Raw genomic sequence first — 19,331 nt, 5'->3', positions numbered from 1 at the left:
CACCCACCAGGCAAGACACCCATCACAAGGAGCAGACACATGCAGAAGTACCAGCACCGGGCACTGGCCCAGTACCACCAGGCACAGATGAAGGCCGAGGATCTGGTGACGGAGATGCGCGACGACGAGCGGGGCGAACTCGGTTCGTGGCTGATCCTCGCAGCGGGTCTCGCGATCGCCGCGGGAGCGGCGGTCACGGCACTGGCGCCGTGGTTCACCGGCAAGGTGAGCGCGATCACCGGCAACTGATGGCTCGTCCCGACCCCGAGCCGCGCTCGACCCGGGCGCGGCTCGGGTCCGAGCGGGGCGAGGTGGCGACGCTGCTGATCGTGTTCGGCGTGGTCGTGCTGGCGATCTTCGGCTGCGTCCACGCGTCGCTCGTCTTCCACGGCCGCTCGGTCGTGTCGGCCGCGGCGCAGGACGCGCTGCGTGCGGTCCAGGCCGAAGGCGGCTCGTTGGCCGACGGCTACGACGCGGCGGAGGAGACCTTGGCGCTGTCACCCGGCCTGGAGGACACGTCCGTCGTGATCACTCCGGGCAACGACGTCAACCGCGTGCGAGTCACCGCCACCGTCCGCACCCCGCTCGGAGGGTTCTTCACCACGGTCTCGGCCGACGTGGAAGGCCCGAAGGAACGCTTCTACTCGGAGGCCGAACGAGAATGATCGCCTCCGACCCCCACCCGTCGGCCACCACTGCGATCGCACCCCCGACGCGCCGTCGGCGTTGCGACGACGAGCGCGGCGACAGTCTGGTCTCGTTCGTCCTGCTGATGCCGATCCTCGTGGTCTTCCTCGAGTTGATCGTGCTCGGCGGGCGCGTCGCCACCACCCAGGCCGACGTCAACTCCGCCGCACGTGAAGCCGCTCGTGACGCGTCGGTCGCACAGGGACTCGACTCCGCGGGTTCGGTCATCGACGATGCGGTGGACCGGGCGCTCGCCGGCAAGGGCTTCCGGTGCCGCAACCGCACCGAGAGCTTCGGGGACAAGACGAACTTCGTCGCCGACGGTCGCGTCGAGGTCGTGGTCACGTGCACCGTCGACCTGTCCGATCTCGGCTTCCTCGGGACACCCGGATCCATCGACGTCGAGGCTCGTGCCGTCGAGCCGGTCGACCGTTACAGGGTGGTCGAATGAGCTGCCGTCGATGGAGAGCGAATCGGATCGAACCCGTCGCCGACGAGCGCGGTGGGATCGCTCCGTTCATCGTGATGCTGCTGCCGATCTTCGTCGGCCTCGCCGGCCTGGCGCACGACGGGTCCCAACTCTTCGCTGCACGCCGCGAGGCCGTCAACGTCGCGGCGGCCGCAGCGCGCGCCGGTGCCAACGACATCGACGAACCGTCGATCTACGCGGCGGACCCGGTGCTCTCCGACACGGCACTGGCGACGGCGACGGCGTTCGCCTACGCCGAAGGGGCCGAGACCGCCGTGGCCTCCCGGATCGACCCGGTGCGCGTGCAGGTCACCGTGACCGACACGGTCGACCTGACGTTCCTCGGATTCTTCGGCGTGGGCTCCCAGACCGTCGAGGGAACGGCGGACGCCCGCCTGCGCCAGGCGGTGACGGCATCATGATCTCGGCCACCCCCACGCCGGCCGGCTCCTCGGGAGTCGGTTCCTCGTCGGTCGATCCCTCGGCGAGGGCGAGCGTCGGCGCCGGTTCGCTGCGCAGCCATCGACGCACGCTGGCGATGCTCGTCGCGACGCTGGCGACGTCGATCGTCCTCGCGGTGGGACCGATCGCGATCGGCGTCTGGGCCGCTCGATCGTGGCGACGCAGCGACTTCTTGTTCGTGGACCTCGTGTTCGTCGTCGTGGTCGTGTCGAGCGTCGCGACGTGGGCGAGGGTGTCGAGACCGCGTACGCGGGTGAAGCGGATCGTGGTCGTGCCGGTCGTCGCCCAGAGCGCCGGACGCCGAGTCGTGGAACGCAGTGCATTCGGCGTCGGCGCGATGACGACGTGGACGAGTGTCGAGCCCGATCACGGGCTGACGTTGGTCGAGGCGCCTCGCGTCGCGACCGAGACCGAGTGGGAGGACGGTCGCTTCGCCCGCGGGGCACAGGACACCGACCTGCTCGCCGCAGGTGTGGGTGCCGCCGCGCGCACGTCGCCGGCCCCCGTCGCCGCGCGCTCGGTCGCCGATGACGCGGCGGCGCACGTGACGACTCGCGGTGAGTCGTTCTGGTCGTTGGCCCAGGAGCGCCTGGGCGACGCCACACGGTGGACCGAGTTGAGAGACCTCAACGTCGGTCGTGAGGTCGCCCCCGGAATCGTGCTGTCGGAGAGCGACGGCCTGCGTGCCGGGTACCGGATCCTGGTGCCCACCGAAACATCCATCAATGGAAGAGGAGCGAACCCCGCATGATCGACCGACAGAGACGTGTGATGCTCGTGGTGGGAGTCTCGGCACTCGCTGCCTGCACCAGTTCGGCGAACATCGACACCGGCCCGGTGGGTCCGGTGCCGGCACCGGACGCACCGGACGAATCCCCGGAAGGTGCGCCGACGAACGTCGTCGACGTCGCCGCTCCGGAGGAGGGATCGGCCGGCAACGACGTCGCAGGCGTCGTGGACGACGCATCGGACTCTGCGCCGTCGGACGTGTCGGCGCCGGTCGAACTGAACTCCGAGCTGTCCGGCGAGGTGGTCGAGTACGACGGTGTCGACCGCAACGACGCTGCGCTGACGGACGACGCCGACCTCACGCCGGAGGAGGTCGACGCACTCGTCGCGTCCTACGAGGAGTTCCTGGTCGGCGCCGACTCGGTCTGGCTGGACGGGCCCACCGGCGATCAGGAACTCGTCGACGACGGCCTCGTCGACCTGCAACTCTCGCAGTACGAGATGTCGACGGGATCCGAACTCGGAGCACCGCACGACGTCCGGAGCTTCTCGAACATCGAGCGGATCAGTGGGTCGCCCGACGATGGAGTGGTGATCGAGGACTGCATGGAGTCGTCGATCACCAGCCAGGTGTTCACGGTCTCGTCGGACTTCGTCCGTCAGAACGTGACGTTCGAGCCGCTGGGCGGGGACTGGTTGGTCACCTCGGTCGACGTGCTCCACGACGGTCGGCGCGACTCGCTGGACGAGTTGGGGTGTGTCCCCTCGATCTACGCCACACAGGCCGAGGCGCTCACCCGCGAGTTCCTGCGTCTCGAGGACGAGGTGGTCGCTCGTGCCGACACGGACCAGGGGCCGCTTCGCAACGCGACCACGCCCGAGTTCCTCGAGACCGTGCTGTCGGAGGCAGCGTCCGTTCCGGCGGACCTCGTTCTCCCGGACGCGGACGGCATCGTGGTGACGACGCTCGGACACTCCACTCTGGCAGGACCCCGCACGCTGTACGTCGGAGTGTGTCGTCCGACAGGTGCCGGAGCGACCGCTCCGTTCCTCTCCCAGGAGTACGAGGTCACACGCGGCCTGGCGGACGGCTTCCCCGACACCGGAACCGGACGCGACGTGTACGCGGTCAGTGATCGCCTGTCCAGCGAACAGGTCGAGACGTGCCCCGTCGGGAGCGGATCGTGAGGTCGGTGACGAACCGCGTCGTCGTGGCGCTCGTCGCGTCCGTGATGAGCACGCTGGCCTGCATCGTCCTCGTCCCCGACGCTCCGGTCGCGGCGGCGCCCGGCGGCACCTTCGTCCGCCAGGTGGCGGACCCCGTGGACGAGGGCGCTCCCACCGAACAGTTCGGCACCGTCGGCCCGCGGATCACCCCTGGGGTGAACGAGATCCAGGTCGTCGGGTTGGAGACCTGGCTGGCGATCGACCCGGCGTCCTACAAAGAGATCTCGTGGAGCACGGGCGACGTCGACTACCGAGCCGAACCTCGTGCGACGATCTGGGACTTCACCGATCTCACGGTGCGGTGCGAGGGACCCGGAACCGAGTACACCCCGGGCGCCGCCGGCCCCGCACCGTGCGGCCGCGAGTGGGACCAGACGACGTCCGTCGGCCCGATGGCGATGACCGTTCGCGTCGAGTACGAGGTGTTCTGGTACTACGAGGAAGCGGTCGAGCCGCCCCCGGCGCCGGAACCGCCTCCTCCGCCGGAACCGGAGTACGACGAGGACGGGAACCTCATCCCACCACCGTCGACGACGTTGCCACCCCCTCCTCCGCCTCCCCCGCCGGTCGCGCACTCGGGTTCGTACACGGACCACAGTGCGCCCGGAACCTGGGATCTGCAGGTCGGTGAGATCCAGACCAACGGTGTCGACGAGGACGCGCCGACACCGCAGTACGACGACGGTTCGAGCGACGACGATCAGTCGATCGACCGGATCCCCGGAACCTCCGAGGGTGACGAGAACCCCATCGACTCCATCGACTGCGGTTCGCGGTGGAACGCCGTCTACTACGGCGTCTGCACGGGCTTCAAGTGGGCGATCAAGCGCATCCCCGGCATCGAGACGGTGTTCAGCCTCGCCGAGGGCTGCTTCGAGAACGTGACCGACTTCGTCGGTGCGATCACGAACCTCGGCCAGGAGGCGCTCGCTGCGCTGGAGAACCCGATCCAGTACTTCAAGGACAAGATCGCCCAGTTCAACGCTCTGATCGAGGCCATCAGACTCGATCCGGTCGCCTTCGCCCAGGAGTTCCTCGGGGACACCTTCGAGGTCGACCTGCTCCGGGAGGATCCCGCGAAATGGATCGGCAAGGTCGGTTGCCAGGTGGCGCTGGCCGTCCTCACGGGCGGCGGTCAACTCGCCGCCAAGCTCCTGAAGAGCACCGACGACATCCTCGCCTGGATCAATCGCCAGAAGCGAGACGGCGACGACAACGACAACGACAACGACAACGACGTGTCGACGTGCGGTGTGAACAGCTTCCCGACCGGAACGTCGGTGCTGATGGCCGACGGAACGCGCCGGCCGATCGAATCGGTCCGCCCCGGTGATCTGGTCTCGGCGGCGAACACGGCAACCGGGCAGTGGTCGCCTCGTCGGGTGCTCGACCAGTGGTCGTACCTGGACGACGGGAGGATGGCCACGGTGACCCTGAGCGACGGTTCGTCGGTCACGGCGACCGACCACCACGAGTTCTGGGTCGCGGACGACGGAGAGTGGCGAGAGCTCGACGAGGTGCGCCCGGGCGACTTCCTGCTGACACCCGACGGCGTGAGCGAAGTCGATTCGCTCCACGTGACGGGCATCCGCGACACCCTGGTGTGGGAACTCGACGTCGCCGTCGACGACACGTTCGCCGTGCACACCGGGACCCAGGACGTCCTCGTCCACAACGCCGACTGTGCACCCGGGGACCTCACCGCCGCCGACCTCATGGACCCGGATTTCCGAGTCCCGGGGACGACCGAGTTCAACAGGTGGTTCGACGAACTCGACCCCGATGCGTTCAGAGAGGCCTTCGAGAACGATCCCGACTTCCGCGACGCGATCAAGGACAGGATCCGCTACCCGGGAGGGCGCCACGAGTGGTGCATGTGCAGCGAGGTGCCCACGATCAAGGACTGGGGAGTGTCGATGGAGGAGATCAGAGACTTCACGACCGCGACGCGTGACACGACATGGGTCAACCCGAACACCGGGGTGGCCGGCAACCACGTCGCTCCCGGCATCCCGGCCGTCGACTCCAACAACTTCCACACCGCGCTCCGCGAAGTCATCAACAGCAGCGAGAATGTCGCCGACTTCAACCGGAACATCCAGCAGTTCTGGGACGACTGGCAGGTTCCGGTCAGCTCGAGGCCGACGAACTTCCCCACAGGCAGGAACTGAGGAGCAGGACCGATGGAACCATTTCCCGTGGAGGGCATCTCCCCCGACAAGCGCACACAGATCGAGAGGTGGTGGGAGCGGTGCACGGAACCGAATCTCGACGAGTCCGAGTACGCGTTCTTCCTCGACGCAGCGACGACACCCGACGAGATCGCGGCGTTCCTGTCGCCGTTCGACCACGCCGACCTGCTGGTCGCCCGGGTGATGGAGACGCAACCGTCCGCCATCACGCCGGAACCGCCCGACGAGGAGACCCTCGTCGCAGCGCTGCGCGAGCTCGTGGCGGAGATGGCCCAGAACGCACTCGTCGTGGGCGAGCCGGACATGGCTGCGCTCGCCTCGTCGGTTCCGGAGTACCGGCTGGTGGACCAGATCGAACGGCCGCCCGGCGAGCAGTGGCTGGGAGCCGACATCGACCAGGAGATCAGCGCAGCCGTGCGCCGACAGCTGCGCCAGAGCGGCGATGTCGCGGCGCAGAACCTGAACAGGATCGTGAAGGCGTGGCTACCGGAACTCTGGATGGCCGCACACGTGATGCAGCCGCTCACCACCCTCGACCTGCACCTCGATGCGACCCGGACCCTGTTCTCGCTCGGCGGTGAGAGCAAGGTGACCTCCGACGTGGCACTGGTCGCGCGTCTCGCGTCGCCATGATCCCCGGGCGGAAGTCCACGCGTTGGCGTATGGCACCCCTGGGTGCCCTGATCGTCGTGGGTGTCGCCTGTGGTTCGACCGCGCAGACCGCCGACGTCACCGACGACACGAGTGCTGCGTCGACGGACAGCCTCGGCTCCGCCACCGAGCCCACCATCGCCGAGCCCACCGCCGCCTCGACCACGAGCACGCCCGACGACTCGCCGACGTCCGATGCGGGTGATGTCGTCCGACCCGTGATCCCGCGCATCCCCACGGTGCGGCCACCGAACGTCTCGTCGCTCACGCAGGGAGGCGAGCGAGTGGCTGCGAGCCTCGGGGAGTTGGCCTCGCCGGCGGGGGGCATCGAAGTCGTCGGCGCCAGGTGTGCCGAGGGCGGTGGTGAGTTGCAGTACGACGGGTCGACCGGAGCCGACGTGTTCGACATCGAAGCCGATGGGTCGGGGATCTTCTACGAGGAGAGTCCGGACGGCCTGACGACGCTGGAAGTGCGAGAGGACGGAACGGGCCGCTTCTACGACGAGAGCGGGACCGGCCTGGTCACGATCGCCGTCGAGCCCGACCAGTCGGGCGAGTACTACCAGAAGCAGGGCGACGACCTCGTCACGGTCCGTGTCGGTGCCGATGGATCCGGTGAGTACTACGACGCCACGCTGGACCGGCTGTTGACGATCACGCTCGAGCCCGACGGGTCCGGTCGCCTGTACGACAAGGGCGAGACCAGCCTCGTGACCGTGGATGCCCGTGCCGACGGTTCGGGCGAGTACTACCGCGAGATCCCCGGGGAGGTGACGACGATCGTCGCCGACGCCGACGGCAGTTGGAAGTACACGTACACCGCTGCGGCCCGCATCGTCACCCTCGAGGTGGCCGCCGACGGGACCGGCGTCTACGACGAGGCCGGTCGCGATTCGATCGAGATCGAGTTCGACGAGCAGGGCCGGAGTGCGGACGGGCGGACGATCGTGCTTCCCCCGACACCCGAGTTCTCCGTCACCTCCGGGTTCCCGCCGCTCGGCACGTTGGGCTCGCTGGCGCCGCCGTGTGCGACGGTCATCCGGCTCGACTCGAGCGTTCTCTTCGACTTCGGCCTGGCGGTCCTGCGCCCGGAGGCCGATCCGGTCCTCGACGAGGTGGTGACCGTGCTGAGCGATTCGGGCAAGCCGATCGACATCGTCGGTCACACCGACTCGATCGGCACCGACGAGGCGAACCTCGAACTCTCCCTGGAGCGGGCCCGAGCGGTGGAGGCGGCGTTGCGGGCACGCGGACTGTCCGTCGACATCGCCGTCGACGGGCGTGGCGAGTCCGAACCCGTCGCACCGAACGAGACACCGACCGGCGAGGACGATCCTGCCGGACGCGCCCAGAACCGGCGCGTCGACATCACCATTCGCGAGTGACCGGACCCGGCCCGGTCAGGGCCGGAACTTCTCGGGCGCGGCGAGGGCCCAGTGCCGGAGCGAGAGGGCGGGAGCGGAGCCGTCGAGCAGGCTGCCCGGCCTGAACAGGGGGCCGATCTCGGAGAGCGTGAGGACGTTCTCCGCGTTCACACGCTTGTGGACCATGTCGGGAGTCAGTTGCGCCGGATGTTCCAGGCCCATCGCGGCGAGGACCTCGGCGAGGGCCTCCACCGTGTTGCGGTGGAACTGCTCGACCCGCTTGGCCTTCTCCGGAACGACGAGCCCGCGTTCGAGGCGCGGGTCCTGTGTGGTCACGCCGACCGGGCACCTGTTCGTGTGGCATCGCTTGGCCTGGATGCAGCCCACCGCGAACATGAACCCACGCGCCGAGTTGCAGAAGTCGGCCCCCAGGGCGAGCGCCTGCGCGATGGCCGACGCGGACACGAGTTTGCCGGAGGCGCCGATGGTCACGCGGTCGCGCACGCCGGCGCCGACCAGGACGTTCTGCACGAACATCAGACCGTCGATCAACGGCGCGCCGAGGCTGTCGGAGAACTCCAGCGGGGCGGCTCCCGTCCCGCCCTCCGCCCCGTCGACGACGATGAAGTCCGGGAAGACGTCGGTCTCGATCATCGCCTTGACGATGGACATGAATTCGATCGGGTCGCCGACGCAGAGCTTGATCCCGACGGGCTTGGCCCCCGACAGTCGACGCAGCAGTGAGATGAACTCGATCAGACCGAGCGGTGTCGAGAACGCGCGGTGGTGGATCGGCGAGAACACGTCCTCACCCACCGGCACGTGCCGGGCCCGGGCGATCTCCTCGGTCACCTTCGCGCCGGGCAGGATTCCGCCGTGTCCCGGCTTCGCTCCCTGCGACAGCTTGATCTCGATCATCCGGACCTGCGGATGCGCCGACTGCTCCTCGAAGGCGTCGGGCGAGAATCCACCGTCGGCCGTTCGGCACCCGAAGTAGCCGGTGCCGATCTGCCAGACGACGTCGCCGCCCGGTTCGAGGTGATGACGGCTGAGGCCGCCTTCGCCCGTGTTGTGCGCGAAGTTCCCGGCGTGCGCACCGGTGTTCATCGCCGTGATCGCCGCTCGACCGAGCGACCCGAAGCTCATCGCCGAGATGTTCAGGACGGAGCAGGAATACGGTTGCTCGCACGCCGAGCCACCGATGTCGACGCGTAGGGCGGCGACCGCATCGTCGTGTCGCGGCTTGGGCGCGATCGAGTGGGCCATCCACGTGTAGCCCGATGCGTACACGTCGAGGTCGGTGCCGAAGGGCGTGTTGTCGGGCACGTCCTTCGCTCGCTGGTACATCAGCGTGCGGACCTCCCGGTTGAACGGTCGGCCCTCGGTGTCGTTCTCGACGATGTACTGGTTCAGTTCCGGTCCGGCGTCCTCGATGAGGTACCGGAGGTGCCCCACGATCGGGTAGTTCCGCAGGATGCTGTGGTGCGGCTGGAGCAGGTCGCGGAGGCCGAGCACGGTGAGCAGGCCGGTCGGCACCGCGGCGATGAGCCACCACGGTTCGAGGACGGCGAGACCGAGGAACACGACGGTCAGCGCGGCGACGGCGGCGAAGGCCTTCCGGCGGATGTAGATGATCACGGACGCACTCGCTCTCGGCCGCACTCGACATCGGCGGCATCGGGGGTTCGGTTTCGGGGCCGCCAGTCTCTCAGCTGTGCGGTCTCCCGACCTCGGCGGGCAACGCGCTCGTAGCCTGCGACCGATGAGAGATCGGCCCCTACGAGATCGGCCCGTGCGAGACCGAATGGAGCGGGCGGCGACCAGGGTCGTGCGTTCGACCGCGGGGTTCGTCGCCGACCGGATCGCGTCGAGCGAGCGGATGACCAGCGTCGTCTACGACCTCATCAACGGCCACAACTTCGCCGGACTCGAGGAGCACGAGGAGATGTTGAGCGACACCACCCGTGTCGACGCGTACCACCGGGGCATCCACCGCAACGTGACACCGGGGGACGTGGTGCTCGACCTCGGTACGGGTACCGGGCTGCTCGCGTTCATGGCGAGCCGGGCGGGTGCGAGGAAGGTCTACGCCGTCGAGCACTCCGACTTCATCGAGGTCGCCCGTGAACTGGCGGCGCACAACGGGTTCACCAACATCGAGTTCGTCCAGGCGAACAGTCGCGACTTCGTTCCCCCCGAACCGATCGACGTCGTCGTGCACGAGCAGATGGGCGACGAGTTGTTCAGCGAGAACATGATGGAGAACCTGCTCGACCTGCGCGACCGGGTGCTCGCCCCGGGTGGGCGGATCCTGCCGGCTCGGTTCCGTCTCTTCATCGAACCGATCACGATGAGCGAGGAGATGCGGATCCGCAAGTTCTGGAACATCGACCTGCCCGACGGCATCGACCTCAGCAGCGCCGAGAGTTCCCCCGTTGCGTCCCGGTTCGACACGGGTCGCAACGACCTCTTCTACCTCCGCCCGCATTCGGTCACCGCCACGATCGGCGACCCCGAGCCGTTCCTGGAGTTCGACCTGAACACACTGGAGTCGCTCGATGCGTTGCCCACGCGTCACGTCGTCGAGCGCACCGCTGCAGAGGACACGATCGTCGATGGGGTGTGCATCTGGTTCGAGGCGTTGTTCGACGACGAGACCGTGCTGTCCACCACACCGCTCGGTCCGATCACCAGTTGGGGCAATCGCGTGTTCCGACTCGATCAGGAGATCAGCCGCGGCGAGATGCTGCGCCTCGACGTCCGCCTGGGCCAACTCGTCGAACCGACCACCTGGGACGTCCGACCTCTGTCGTGACGACCGGCTCGGAGCCGGCGTCGTCACACGGTGTCGCGAACGGTGTCAGACACCGATTGCCGCACCGTCGCGAACGGTGTCAGACACCGATTGCCGCACGGTCGCCCAGGCGGTACTGGTCGGCGTCGGTGATGAAGTCGGCGTGGCCGTACATGTCGAGCAGTGCCGCGATCCTGGCGTTGAGGCGCCGGTCGACGCGTGGCGCGACGACGGGCAGTCGCAGGCCCACCCGGTAGAACGTGGCCTTGGCGGTGATCACCGCGATGGCGACGGCTGCAGCCACCTGCTCCTTCGGGCCGAACTCGATGCCGATCGACGTCGGGTGTCGCCTCCATGGCTGCGATCAACTCGGTCAGCTGTGGCGGAGCATCGTCGACGTGCTCGATGCCACGCGCGCACGCGACCCCGAGCATGTCGACGAGCTTCGCGAAGCCGAACTCGGGGATGAGCGCGGCGTAGGCATCTGCGACACGGTCGCCCGTCATGGTCGCGTCGCCGATCACCTCCATCAGGTCTGGCCGGTCGAACACGCGGCGCACGGCGTCGCGGACCGGAGCGAACCGCTCGTCGTCGACCGTCGCGTCGTGGTCGAGGCGTTCGGGCACGAGCGTGAAGTCGACCTGGCCGTAGATCCCCGGCAGGTCGTCGCGCTGTCGCCGCACGCTGCCGGCGTACATCGGCGTCTCCACGATCAGTTCTCCAACGCGTGCTTGATGCGCCCGAGGGTGGCCTCCATGCCGGTGGTCATCGCCTTGCGACGATTCGCCAGGCGGCCGTAGACCCACTTCTGCCAGCCGACGTACGGCGGGTGACTGAATGACTCGGTCACGATCGTTCGACCGTCGCGCTCGGCGAACTCGTACCGCCACGTGGTGTTCCCTTCGGCGACGAACGCGAACGCGGAGTCCTGTCGTGCCTCGACGACCTCGCAGGTGGTCGTCCACCGCTTGAGCGTGATCGGGCCGATGGCGGCCACGTTGTCGCCTTCGAACCTCGCGCCGATCGCAGGGCCGATGGCTCCGCCGACCCACCGGCATTCCACGCATTCGGGACTCCACTCACCCATGCGCGTCACGTCGGTCACGGCGGCGTACACGTCGCCGATCGGCGCCGCAACGGTCGTCGTGGCCGATCCGGTCACAGGTCGTGTGGATGGGTCGTTCACGCGCACAGTGTCGCGCATGCGCGGGGCGTCGCCGGCAGCCCGACCGAACTCACTCCCTTCGGGTCGGCTACGGGAAGCCGTCGGCGTCGAGGATCCGCTTGCCCTCGGCGGCCAGTTCCGGGTCCATCTGCCCGATGCGCGTCAGGGTGTCGACCTGTCGGTCGAACGCTGCGCGCTGCATCCTGCCGTCGCGGACCAGCTGCATCCAGAGCGGCATTCCGGTTGCAGCCGCCGACCAGGTCTGCTCGCGCATGCCGGGCTGGGAGTCGACGTACGAGCGAACCTGCGCAGCCTGCTCCTCGGCCACGGCGCGCCGAACCACGTTCTTGCGATCGGGTGAGCCGAGGAAGGCCTTCCAGCCGATGTCGAAGTCGTCGGGACCGACACCCGTGAGCGTGATCGGCAGTTCGAGCCCGATCGGCAACTCGAAGCCCGATCGTCCCGTTGCTCGTGCGGGAACCTTCTCACGGCGGGTGACGACCACGGTGGTGCGATCGGGGACTCGGACCTCCAAGGTCAGCTCGTGCAGGATGCTGCCCAGGTCGAACTGCGCCAACGACGATTCACGCGCCTCGACGTCACGAAGCACCTGCGTGTGCCCACTCCGGATCGGTTCCGAGAAGTTCCGGGATGCCGTGATCACCGCGACCCCGTCGCGCGGAGCGTCGCGTCCTCGCCGTCCGAGCAACCGGTCGAGCACGCCCATCGGCGGACGGTAGCACTCGGTTCCCTCGGCCCGGACGCCATCGCGGCAACGCCGGACCAGACCTAGCCTCCCCGATGTGTTCGACAGCGAACCGATCTTCTTCCTCTCTCCGCAGGAGTTCGGCGACTGGCTGGAGCGTCATCACGCGACGGCGACCGAGTGCGTGGTGGGCTACTGGAAGACGCACACGGGCATGCCGTCGCTGCGCTGGGCAGAAGCCGTGCGCGAGGCACTGTGCTTCGGTTGGATCGACGGGCAGAGCCGCTCGATCGACGACGAACGCCACATGCAACGCTTCACGCCACGCAAGAGTCGCCGCTGGAGTGCCGTGAACGTCGCGCTCGTGGCCGAGCTCGAGGCGCAGGGCCGCATGACCGATGCCGGGCGGCGCGCGTTCGCCGCCCGCGACACGAGCGAGGAGCCGTACTCGACGTCGAAGCGGCCCAGCCGGCTGCCGGTCGAGTTCGACGAGCGCCTGCGTCGAGATCACCCGGAGGCGGCCGCCTTCTGGGACTCCACGCCGCCGAGCTACCGCAAGTTGCGCGTCTTCTGGATCACCGAGGCGAAGCGTCCCGAGACGCGCGAGCGCCGCTTCGGCATGCTGGTCGACGCCTGCGAGGCCCGCGAGCGGCTCGGGTAGTCGACGACGTGCTCGTCACACGGTCGGGATGGTCCCGCCGTCGATGACGAACTCGGCACCGTGGATGGCGGCGGCTCGATCCGAGGCAGGTAGGCGATGAGGTCGGCGACCTCGTGCGGTTCTGGCGGGGCGCCCGATCGGGATTCCGCCGAGGCTGTCGAGTACTGCGAGTCGTGCGTCGTCGATGGTTCCGCCGTCGGCGGCCTGCAGACGCTCGAGCAGGTGGACGGACGACTCGGTCATGATCCAGCCGGGGGAGACGACGTTGACGCGCACGCCCTTCGGTCCGAGTTCCTTGGACAGGGACTTGCTGTAGGTCGTGAGCGCGGCCTTCGCGCTGGCGTAGGCGGTGGTGGCTTCGGGAAGGGGCAGGACCGATTGGATCGACGTGACGTGCACCACAGCGCCCGTACCGCGCTCGATCATCTGTGGAACCAGGAGGCGATCGAGGCGGACAGCGGCCAAGAGGTTCATGTTCAGTTCGCCGAGCCAGTGATCGTCCGTCAACGCGGCGAAGCCGCCGCCGGGAGCGGACGAGCCGCCGAGCACGTGGGCGACGATGTCGACCCCGCCCAGACGGTCGAGCGCGTTCTCGGCCACGAGTCGGACGCCCTCGGCCGTGGTCAGGTCGGCCTGGACGAAATCGACACCGTCGATCGGCTCGGAGGATCCGCGAGCCGCGGTGATCACCCGGGCGCCGCCGGCCACGAATCGATCGACGGTGGCTCGACCTGCGCCCTGGTGCCGCCACTGACCAGGACCCGCTTGCCCGTGAACTCGGTCGGATCGGCGTGGATGGTCACGACGTGATCTCCATGACCGTGATCACCAGGGTCGTGATGGCGTCGTCGTCGAGCGTGAAGCGATAGGTGAAGCGGATCGGGCTGCCGGGGAAGTCGCCGTGGGCGGGCCCGTCGACGACGACCGCGCCGTCCTCGTGGCGGACCGTGTCCGGCGTGAAGACCGCCCGCACGGGGATCACCGCCTCTTCGAGCAACGACCTGATTCCCGCCCGACCCCGATGCACGGCACCGTTGTCGCGAACGACCGCGTCGTCGGCGAATGGTCGCAGCATGCCCTCGAGGTCGAGTCGCGCGTTCGCTTCGACGTAGGCGGCGATGGGTGTGGGGAGCGTTGGCGCCACGGTGTTCTCCTCTGGTCGGTGGTCCCCGTCGTGCGGCGGGGACGAGGAATCGGTCGACCGACCGTCGGCGTCCGATTCCGCTCGACGACCATACCACAAGTACTGTCCCACAGGACACTATCTACTGTCCTGTGGTGAAGTAGATTCTCCGGGGTGGAACGCACACGTCTCGACGGCCCGACTCGCGCTCGACGGCCCGACGACTTCCCTTACCGGTCCGAACTGCTGGCCAACCTGAGCGCCCTGATCCTCCTGTGGGAGTCACCCGCACTCCAGGGCCAGATCCTCGCCCGGACCGGCGAGTCGCTGGACCAGGCGTCGCACCAGACGCTTCGCCATCTCCTCGCATGGGGCTCGATGCGGCCCACGGCCCTCGCCGAGGTGCTGAACACGGGGGCATCTCACGTCAGCAAGATCGTCCGCCGACTCGAGGACGCCGGCCTCGTCCAACGGACCGTGGACCCCACCGACCGTCGCGCCACACTGGTCAGCCTGACACCGTCGGGAGAAGCGGCCGCTCTGGACGTGTATGCGCTCGGTGACCGAATGATCTCGGAGGTCCTCGACGGTTGGTCGGCTCCGGACGTCCGCAAGTACACGGCACTCACTCAGAGGTTCGTCGCGGATGCGCTCGCCGCCGCCGACCGGATGCTGGAACGGGGGCTCCTGCCGACCGATGGCTGACGGTGCGGGGCCGGCCCGATTCGCACACGAAGTTCCGCAGCTCCCTTGATCCGAGGTCGGACACCGACCACCGAGCCTGCGTCGCCGGCGGTCTCCGGAGCGCTGTCGGGCAGATCGACGACCCGGCGTCAGGGGTGGACGGATCGACATCTCGAACCGTCCGAGGCCCCGATGTCGGACGGTTCGATGATTCGCGGCGACGTGTACCGTCCGACCTTCCATGGCGACCTATGTGCTCATCCCCGGTGCGGGCGGAGAGGCGTGGTACTGGCACCTCGCCGCGCCACTGCTCGAGGCAGCCGGGCACCGCGCCGTCCCCGTCGAACTGCCGGCGAGCGACCCCGACGCCGGGCTCGGGGCGTACGTGGCCGCCGCTCTCGATGCGGTCGGCACTCCCGACGGCGACGTGGTGGTCGTCGGGCAGTCGCTCGGAGGGTTCACCGCACCCATCGTCGCCGAGCGCCTCGACGCGGCCGCGCTCGTCTTCGTCGCCGCCATGATCCCGAATCCAGGCGAGACGGCCGGCGAGTGGTGGTCGACGAGCGGCTTCCACGAGTACTGGGGTGATCAGGAGATGGACGCCACGGAGCACTTCCTCCACGACCTTCCGTCGACGGTGCTCCAAGAGGTGCTGGCGCGTGGAGAAGCCGAGCAGGCGGGCCGAGTCATGACCGACCCGTTTCCACTCCCGGCCCTGCCCGCCATCCCGACGCGGGCGATCGCGGCGACGAACGACCGGTTCTTCCCGGTGGCCTTCATGGACCGCCTCATCCGTGGCCGTCTCGGCGTCGAGCCCGAACACGTGTCAGCGGGCCATCTTCCGGCGCTTGCGAACCCCACCGGTCTCGTCGAGGTGCTCCTGGCCTGAAGCAGTCGCCGTCGAACGGGCGGTCGGGGACCGGACGGGGGTGTGCCTACGATCGGCCGGTGGTGGAGTTGCGATCGATGACGATCGACGATGTGGAACTGCTCGTGCGGTGGGATGACGACCCGGACGTGGCGTCGGCCATCGGTGGCCGCGGCGCCGATTGGTACGACTGGAGTGTGGAGCTGGTTCGAGACGTGCCGTGGCGTGAGTTGCTCATCATCGAGGAGGACTGCAGGCCGATCGGATTTCTGCAACTCGTCGATGCCCACGAGGAGGAGTCGCACCACTGGGGAGACATCGAAGCGGGGACGTGGGCGCTCGACATCTGGATCGGATCTCCCGCAGATCGAGGTCGCGGGCTGGGTGCGCAGGCGATGTCGGCGGCGCTGGGTCGCGCCTTCCGTGAGCACGGCGCCGAGGTGGTGGTGATCGATCCTGTCGTCGGCAACCGTCGGGCGATCGCGTTCTACGAGCGCTTCGGCTTCGAGCACGTCGGGGTTCGCGAGTTCGACGATGTCGAGTGCTCGGTGATGCGCCGGTCGCGGAGCGCCATCGACTGACACTGCCGATGCGCAAGGGTCCGACGCAGGTCCGAGAACCGCAGGACCCCGTCGAGGGACGGGTCCGACTCATCCGTCGAGTGACGGTGGCATCGATCGGCGGTCGGGGATGACGTCCAGTCGGCGCGGTCTGACCGAGGGCACCGGATGCGGCACTGGCGCTACCGTCCGATCCGTGACGACGATCGACGTGGGCACCCCGAGACGACAGCAGCTCGTGATGGTCGTCGGGGCGGCGGTCATGGCGGCGTTCGGACTGCTCGTCGTGGCGGCCGTTCCTTTCGGTGACAACGGCGAACTTCCCTTGGTCGCCAAGGTTGCAGCCGTGGTGATCGGCAGCGTCATGGTCCTCCCGTTTCTCGGTGTACTCGCCCTGCGCAAGCGCATCGCCGAACCGCGCGCCCTCACGATCGACTCCGCAGGAATCCGCTACGACGCAGGCCCGACGCTCTCGTTCGACACGAAGTGGTCCGAACTCGCGCAGGTTCGCGCGTCATACGCTCGCAAGCCGTCGACGGCTCGAAGTCCATGGTCCTGGAGAGGTCTACGTGACGACGCACCCCCGGGTGGGAGCCCCGAGAAGAAGCTGCTCGTCAGCACCTACGCTCGCCTGGACCTCATTCCGAACGATGACGGCTTCGGCGACCGCCACCCGACGACGCGGCGGTTCACGCGCACGATGCCCGACCCGGATTCGGATGACGCACCACGACAGGCGATCGTGCGCATTCCCTTCGGCAACCTGCCCCACGTCGTCGGGCTGATCGATCGAGCGCTGCACGAGCACGCTGGCGACGCGTACCACCCACCGGTGAACGAGGGCTTCGCATGGGGCTTCACCTACAGCTGAGTCGACGTCGAATTCCACGACGGGTTGTCAGACGGCGTCCCTGAGGTCGGCGGCTCGTCATCGCGGTCACGGACCATGGAGATCCCGGCGGCCGGACGAGGCCGACTCAGCCCATGCGTGACGGACCGGCGTGCAGGGGCACGTCCCACGGGACTGCGGTCACCGATGTGACGGTCACGCTCGCCGTCGACCAACTCTGGAGGACGGCGTGGGGGACCATTCGAGCGTGATGTCGTGACCTGCGGGCAGCGCTCGCCAGCGAGCCAACATCGCGTCCAACTCGTCGTCGAGCGGAGTGGGCGTACCTGCGCGCCAGGCGAAGTAGATCTCGTTCACTCGTGCCTCTGCGGCCTCGAGATCGTCGCGGTGTCGATTGATGATCGCTGTGCCCTGCGGGGTTCGTTTCCGTCCGAGCGTCTTGAAGGTGGCGCCAGCGGCCACGCAGCCCCAGAAGCCCCACTCGAGCCCCAGCGCGGATTCGATGACGAAGGTGTACAGGTCGTGGGGGAGGTCGCCCCCGGCGGCCATCGCCGGTCCCGGCACGATGGTCCGAGGTGGCCGCACTGCCGTCCACGAGCATGTGCGACCCTGCCCGCGAAACGACACGATCATGTTCTTCGCCATAACGAACGGTACGTCGATCTCAGCCGGTGGGCGCCGTCGATTCCCCGGATGGTGCGGGTTGGAAGGTGAGTGCAGCTCGATCCCGGCCGGTGGGGGCGATGATTCACCAGGGCTGGGCGGCGAGGAGCAGCGTGGCGAGGGGTTCCAGCGTGGTCTCGAGTTGGTCGAGTTCGTGGGGCGAGAGGACGTCGTACGGGGGTGCCGCGAGGTGATCGGTGAGCGCCTCGACGCGCTGTTTGACGGCTCGTCCTCGTTCGCTCAGCCATCGGTCGTCACCGATCAGCCCGCGGTCGCGCATGCCGTCGATCACGGTGGTGATCTGCGTCGCCGGGAGGTGGTGGATCCGTCCGAACTTCTCGGCGGGCATGCCCATGTCGAGAGCGAGCAGGACGTGCGACTCGAGGCCGCCGACCCCCTCGGTCATCAGAGCGACGACGTGTCCGTCGCCACGGTGCTCGCGTAGGAGCGAGGCGGCGTGGAACAGCTGGGTGACGACGTCATGGGGGATCGGGATCGCGCGCAGAGCGGCGTACATCGGCCGCCCTTCGCACGGTGCGCTGGTCGCAGCCTTGATCAACAGCTCGGCGGCGTGTTCGAAGCGGGACGTGTCGACGATCTCGCCGAGGACGCGCCGCAACGCTGTCGCGCACCCCGCCTGGCGTGCGGTGATCGCCGCCTCGGGAGTGGTGATGTTCCACACGGTCGGAATGTGTCGCCCCACTTCGCCGGGAGCGAAGTTGTAGAAGAGTGCGTCGACCACTTCGGCAGTGGCGAGGCCCAACGGCGCGGCCCGTCCGGCGAAGTACGTGTCCCAGTAGTTGTCGAAGCCGAGCGCGAACATCGCTTCGGTGGGCTCGTCGGCCCAGTACGGGATGACGCCGATCGGCTCGACCAGCTCGAACATCCGACGTGCGATCGAGTTCATCGTGCACTTCTCCTGCTGCAACCCGGAGCGCCTGAGCGGACACTCACGACATGTGGATGGTCTCCATCATCGCACTCATCACATGGCGCTCTCGGAAGACCGGCGGGCGCGGCGCGATGCCGGCGCTCAGGGGCACATCGACCGTCCACGAGTCGCGAGTTCGTCGTTCAGGAAGTCGAGCGCCTTGGGACCGAACCCGTGGAGTGCGAGCAGCTCTGATCGACGAGCTGGAACTCGTCGATGCTGGTGACGGTGACGTCGGATGGCTGGACGTCGAGCTCCCACGTCGTGCGATCATTGCGCATCCCGAGGGCACCGGCCGCGCCACGGATCGGCGTCGACGAGCTGGGCACGAACGGCGCCGGGAGTACGTGCGACCCAGACCGTCACCGGCTCGCCTCGCCACCGGCCCGGAACAACGCGCCGGAACACGCGGTCGGTGGCGGCTCGATCGTGAGACGACCCCCGTCGTCGATCAGCGTGACGTACGACTGGCCGCGCACGTGGCCGGCTGGGTGCATGTGGCCAGCGATCCGTGCGTCGACGCAGCCGGGAAGATCGTCGCTGCC

At 68.3% G+C, this 19,331-nt stretch carries 24 protein-coding genes; 16 read left to right on the top strand and 8 right to left on the bottom strand.

The annotated features are described in order from the left end of the window. Nucleotides 1-39: 39 nt before the first annotated feature. The 9 genes from ABJK40_RS05700 to ABJK40_RS05660 are packed head-to-tail and all read left to right on the top strand — an operon-like array spanning nucleotide 40 to nucleotide 7,802. Nucleotides 40-249, top strand: a complete 210-nt coding sequence (locus ABJK40_RS05700; RefSeq protein ID WP_348478317.1) for a hypothetical protein — start codon at nucleotides 40-42, stop codon at nucleotides 247-249. Next, nucleotides 249-665: a TadE family protein gene (locus ABJK40_RS05695; RefSeq protein ID WP_348478316.1), complete on the top strand. Its 417-nt coding sequence runs from the start codon at nucleotides 249-251 to the stop codon at nucleotides 663-665. The genes ABJK40_RS05700 and ABJK40_RS05695 overlap by 1 nt, the downstream gene beginning before the upstream one ends. After that, entirely contained in the window at nucleotides 662-1,138 is a 477-nt protein-coding gene (locus tag ABJK40_RS05690; RefSeq protein ID WP_348478315.1) for a TadE family protein, read from the top strand. The genes ABJK40_RS05695 and ABJK40_RS05690 overlap by 4 nt, the downstream gene beginning before the upstream one ends. Then, the gene (locus ABJK40_RS05685) at nucleotides 1,135-1,578 is read left to right on the top strand and encodes a pilus assembly protein TadG-related protein (RefSeq protein ID WP_348478314.1); all 444 of its coding nucleotides are present in this window, start codon (nucleotides 1,135-1,137) and stop codon (nucleotides 1,576-1,578) included. The genes ABJK40_RS05690 and ABJK40_RS05685 overlap by 4 nt, the downstream gene beginning before the upstream one ends. Beyond that, a complete protein-coding gene (locus ABJK40_RS05680) occupies nucleotides 1,575-2,369 on the top strand; it encodes a hypothetical protein (RefSeq protein WP_348478313.1) in 795 nt (264 codons plus the stop codon). Before ABJK40_RS05685 ends, ABJK40_RS05680 begins: the two co-directional genes overlap by 4 nt. Continuing rightward, nucleotides 2,366-3,535: a hypothetical protein gene (locus tag ABJK40_RS05675; RefSeq protein ID WP_348478312.1), complete on the top strand. Its 1,170-nt coding sequence runs from the start codon at nucleotides 2,366-2,368 to the stop codon at nucleotides 3,533-3,535. The genes ABJK40_RS05680 and ABJK40_RS05675 overlap by 4 nt, the downstream gene beginning before the upstream one ends. Before the next feature lie 5 nt (nucleotides 3,536-3,540). Then, a complete protein-coding gene (locus ABJK40_RS05670) occupies nucleotides 3,541-5,745 on the top strand; it encodes a Hint domain-containing protein (RefSeq protein WP_348478310.1) in 2,205 nt (734 codons plus the stop codon). Nucleotides 5,746-5,757: 12 nt separating this feature from the next. Further along, nucleotides 5,758-6,399 (top strand): hypothetical protein, encoded by a 642-nt coding sequence (locus ABJK40_RS05665; RefSeq protein WP_348478309.1) that lies wholly within the window; start codon nucleotides 5,758-5,760, stop codon nucleotides 6,397-6,399. A 29-nt stretch (nucleotides 6,400-6,428) separates the two neighbouring features. Continuing rightward, nucleotides 6,429-7,802: an OmpA family protein gene (locus ABJK40_RS05660; RefSeq protein WP_348478308.1), complete on the top strand. Its 1,374-nt coding sequence runs from the start codon at nucleotides 6,429-6,431 to the stop codon at nucleotides 7,800-7,802. 15 nt (nucleotides 7,803-7,817) lie between these two features. Here the strand turns inward: ABJK40_RS05660 and ABJK40_RS05655 are convergent, their stop codons facing one another. Next, nucleotides 7,818-9,419, bottom strand: coding sequence for an FMN-binding glutamate synthase family protein (locus ABJK40_RS05655; protein ID WP_348478307.1), 1,602 nt, complete (start codon nucleotides 9,417-9,419; stop codon nucleotides 7,818-7,820). 154 nt (nucleotides 9,420-9,573) lie between these two features. Between ABJK40_RS05655 and ABJK40_RS05650 the strand changes: the two genes are divergently transcribed. Continuing rightward, the gene (locus ABJK40_RS05650; RefSeq protein ID WP_348510189.1) at nucleotides 9,574-10,596 is read left to right on the top strand and encodes a class I SAM-dependent methyltransferase; all 1,023 of its coding nucleotides are present in this window, start codon (nucleotides 9,574-9,576) and stop codon (nucleotides 10,594-10,596) included. Between the two features lie 79 nt (nucleotides 10,597-10,675). On the opposite strand, the gene ABJK40_RS05645 is transcribed toward ABJK40_RS05650, so the two are convergent. Then, nucleotides 10,676-10,879 (bottom strand): hypothetical protein, encoded by a 204-nt coding sequence (locus tag ABJK40_RS05645; protein ID WP_348478305.1) that lies wholly within the window; start codon nucleotides 10,877-10,879, stop codon nucleotides 10,676-10,678. A 94-nt stretch (nucleotides 10,880-10,973) separates the two neighbouring features. Here ABJK40_RS05645 and ABJK40_RS05640 point away from each other — a divergent pair, with 94 nt between their 5' ends. Continuing rightward, entirely contained in the window at nucleotides 10,974-11,375 is a 402-nt protein-coding gene (locus ABJK40_RS05640; RefSeq protein ID WP_348478304.1) for a hypothetical protein, read from the top strand. On the opposite strand, the gene ABJK40_RS05635 is transcribed toward ABJK40_RS05640, so the two are convergent. Then, nucleotides 11,288-11,761, bottom strand: a complete 474-nt coding sequence (locus tag ABJK40_RS05635; protein ID WP_348478302.1) for an SRPBCC family protein — start codon at nucleotides 11,759-11,761, stop codon at nucleotides 11,288-11,290. The two genes, ABJK40_RS05640 and ABJK40_RS05635, sit on opposite strands and share 88 nt — an antisense overlap. Before the next feature lie 67 nt (nucleotides 11,762-11,828). Then, a complete protein-coding gene (locus ABJK40_RS05630) occupies nucleotides 11,829-12,467 on the bottom strand; it encodes a hypothetical protein (protein ID WP_348478301.1) in 639 nt (212 codons plus the stop codon). Between the two features lie 76 nt (nucleotides 12,468-12,543). On the opposite strand from ABJK40_RS05630, the gene ABJK40_RS05625 reads away from it, so the two are divergent. Beyond that, entirely contained in the window at nucleotides 12,544-13,107 is a 564-nt protein-coding gene (locus tag ABJK40_RS05625) for a YdeI/OmpD-associated family protein (protein ID WP_348478300.1), read from the top strand. A gap of 15 nt (nucleotides 13,108-13,122) precedes the next feature. On the opposite strand, the gene ABJK40_RS05620 is transcribed toward ABJK40_RS05625, so the two are convergent. Continuing rightward, the gene (locus tag ABJK40_RS05620) at nucleotides 13,123-13,815 is read right to left on the bottom strand and encodes an SDR family oxidoreductase (RefSeq protein ID WP_348478299.1); all 693 of its coding nucleotides are present in this window, start codon (nucleotides 13,813-13,815) and stop codon (nucleotides 13,123-13,125) included. 91 nt (nucleotides 13,816-13,906) lie between these two features. Continuing rightward, nucleotides 13,907-14,251: a nuclear transport factor 2 family protein gene (locus ABJK40_RS05615; RefSeq protein WP_348478298.1), complete on the bottom strand. Its 345-nt coding sequence runs from the start codon at nucleotides 14,249-14,251 to the stop codon at nucleotides 13,907-13,909. 153 nt (nucleotides 14,252-14,404) lie between these two features. On the opposite strand from ABJK40_RS05615, the gene ABJK40_RS05610 reads away from it, so the two are divergent. The 4 genes from ABJK40_RS05610 (at nucleotide 14,405) to ABJK40_RS05595 (ending at nucleotide 17,213) form a co-directional block, all read left to right on the top strand. Next, entirely contained in the window at nucleotides 14,405-14,935 is a 531-nt protein-coding gene (locus ABJK40_RS05610; RefSeq protein ID WP_348478297.1) for a MarR family transcriptional regulator, read from the top strand. 220 nt (nucleotides 14,936-15,155) lie between these two features. After that, the gene (locus ABJK40_RS05605) at nucleotides 15,156-15,803 is read left to right on the top strand and encodes an alpha/beta hydrolase (RefSeq protein WP_348510188.1); all 648 of its coding nucleotides are present in this window, start codon (nucleotides 15,156-15,158) and stop codon (nucleotides 15,801-15,803) included. Nucleotides 15,804-15,862: 59 nt separating this feature from the next. After that, on the top strand, nucleotides 15,863-16,363 hold the full coding sequence (locus ABJK40_RS05600; RefSeq protein WP_348510187.1) for a GNAT family N-acetyltransferase: 501 nt from the start codon (nucleotides 15,863-15,865) through the stop codon (nucleotides 16,361-16,363). Between the two features lie 175 nt (nucleotides 16,364-16,538). Next, nucleotides 16,539-17,213: a hypothetical protein gene (locus tag ABJK40_RS05595; RefSeq protein WP_348482782.1), complete on the top strand. Its 675-nt coding sequence runs from the start codon at nucleotides 16,539-16,541 to the stop codon at nucleotides 17,211-17,213. Nucleotides 17,214-17,387: 174 nt separating this feature from the next. On the opposite strand, the gene ABJK40_RS05590 is transcribed toward ABJK40_RS05595, so the two are convergent. Both ABJK40_RS05590 and ABJK40_RS05585 read right to left on the bottom strand, forming a co-directional pair. Beyond that, on the bottom strand, nucleotides 17,388-17,756 hold the full coding sequence (locus ABJK40_RS05590; protein WP_348510186.1) for a hypothetical protein: 369 nt from the start codon (nucleotides 17,754-17,756) through the stop codon (nucleotides 17,388-17,390). 184 nt (nucleotides 17,757-17,940) lie between these two features. Then, complete coding sequence (locus tag ABJK40_RS05585) at nucleotides 17,941-18,762, bottom strand: MarR family transcriptional regulator (protein ID WP_348482780.1); 822 nt, start codon at nucleotides 18,760-18,762, stop codon at nucleotides 17,941-17,943. Nucleotides 18,763-19,331 lie beyond the last annotated feature (569 nt).

It is taken from the genome of Ilumatobacter sp. (genome assembly GCF_039969435.1).
Classification (GTDB): domain Bacteria; phylum Actinomycetota; class Acidimicrobiia; order Acidimicrobiales; family Ilumatobacteraceae; genus Ilumatobacter_A.
Note: the sequence above shows the minus strand (reverse complement) of the source record. Positions and strands in the feature narration are given on the sequence as shown.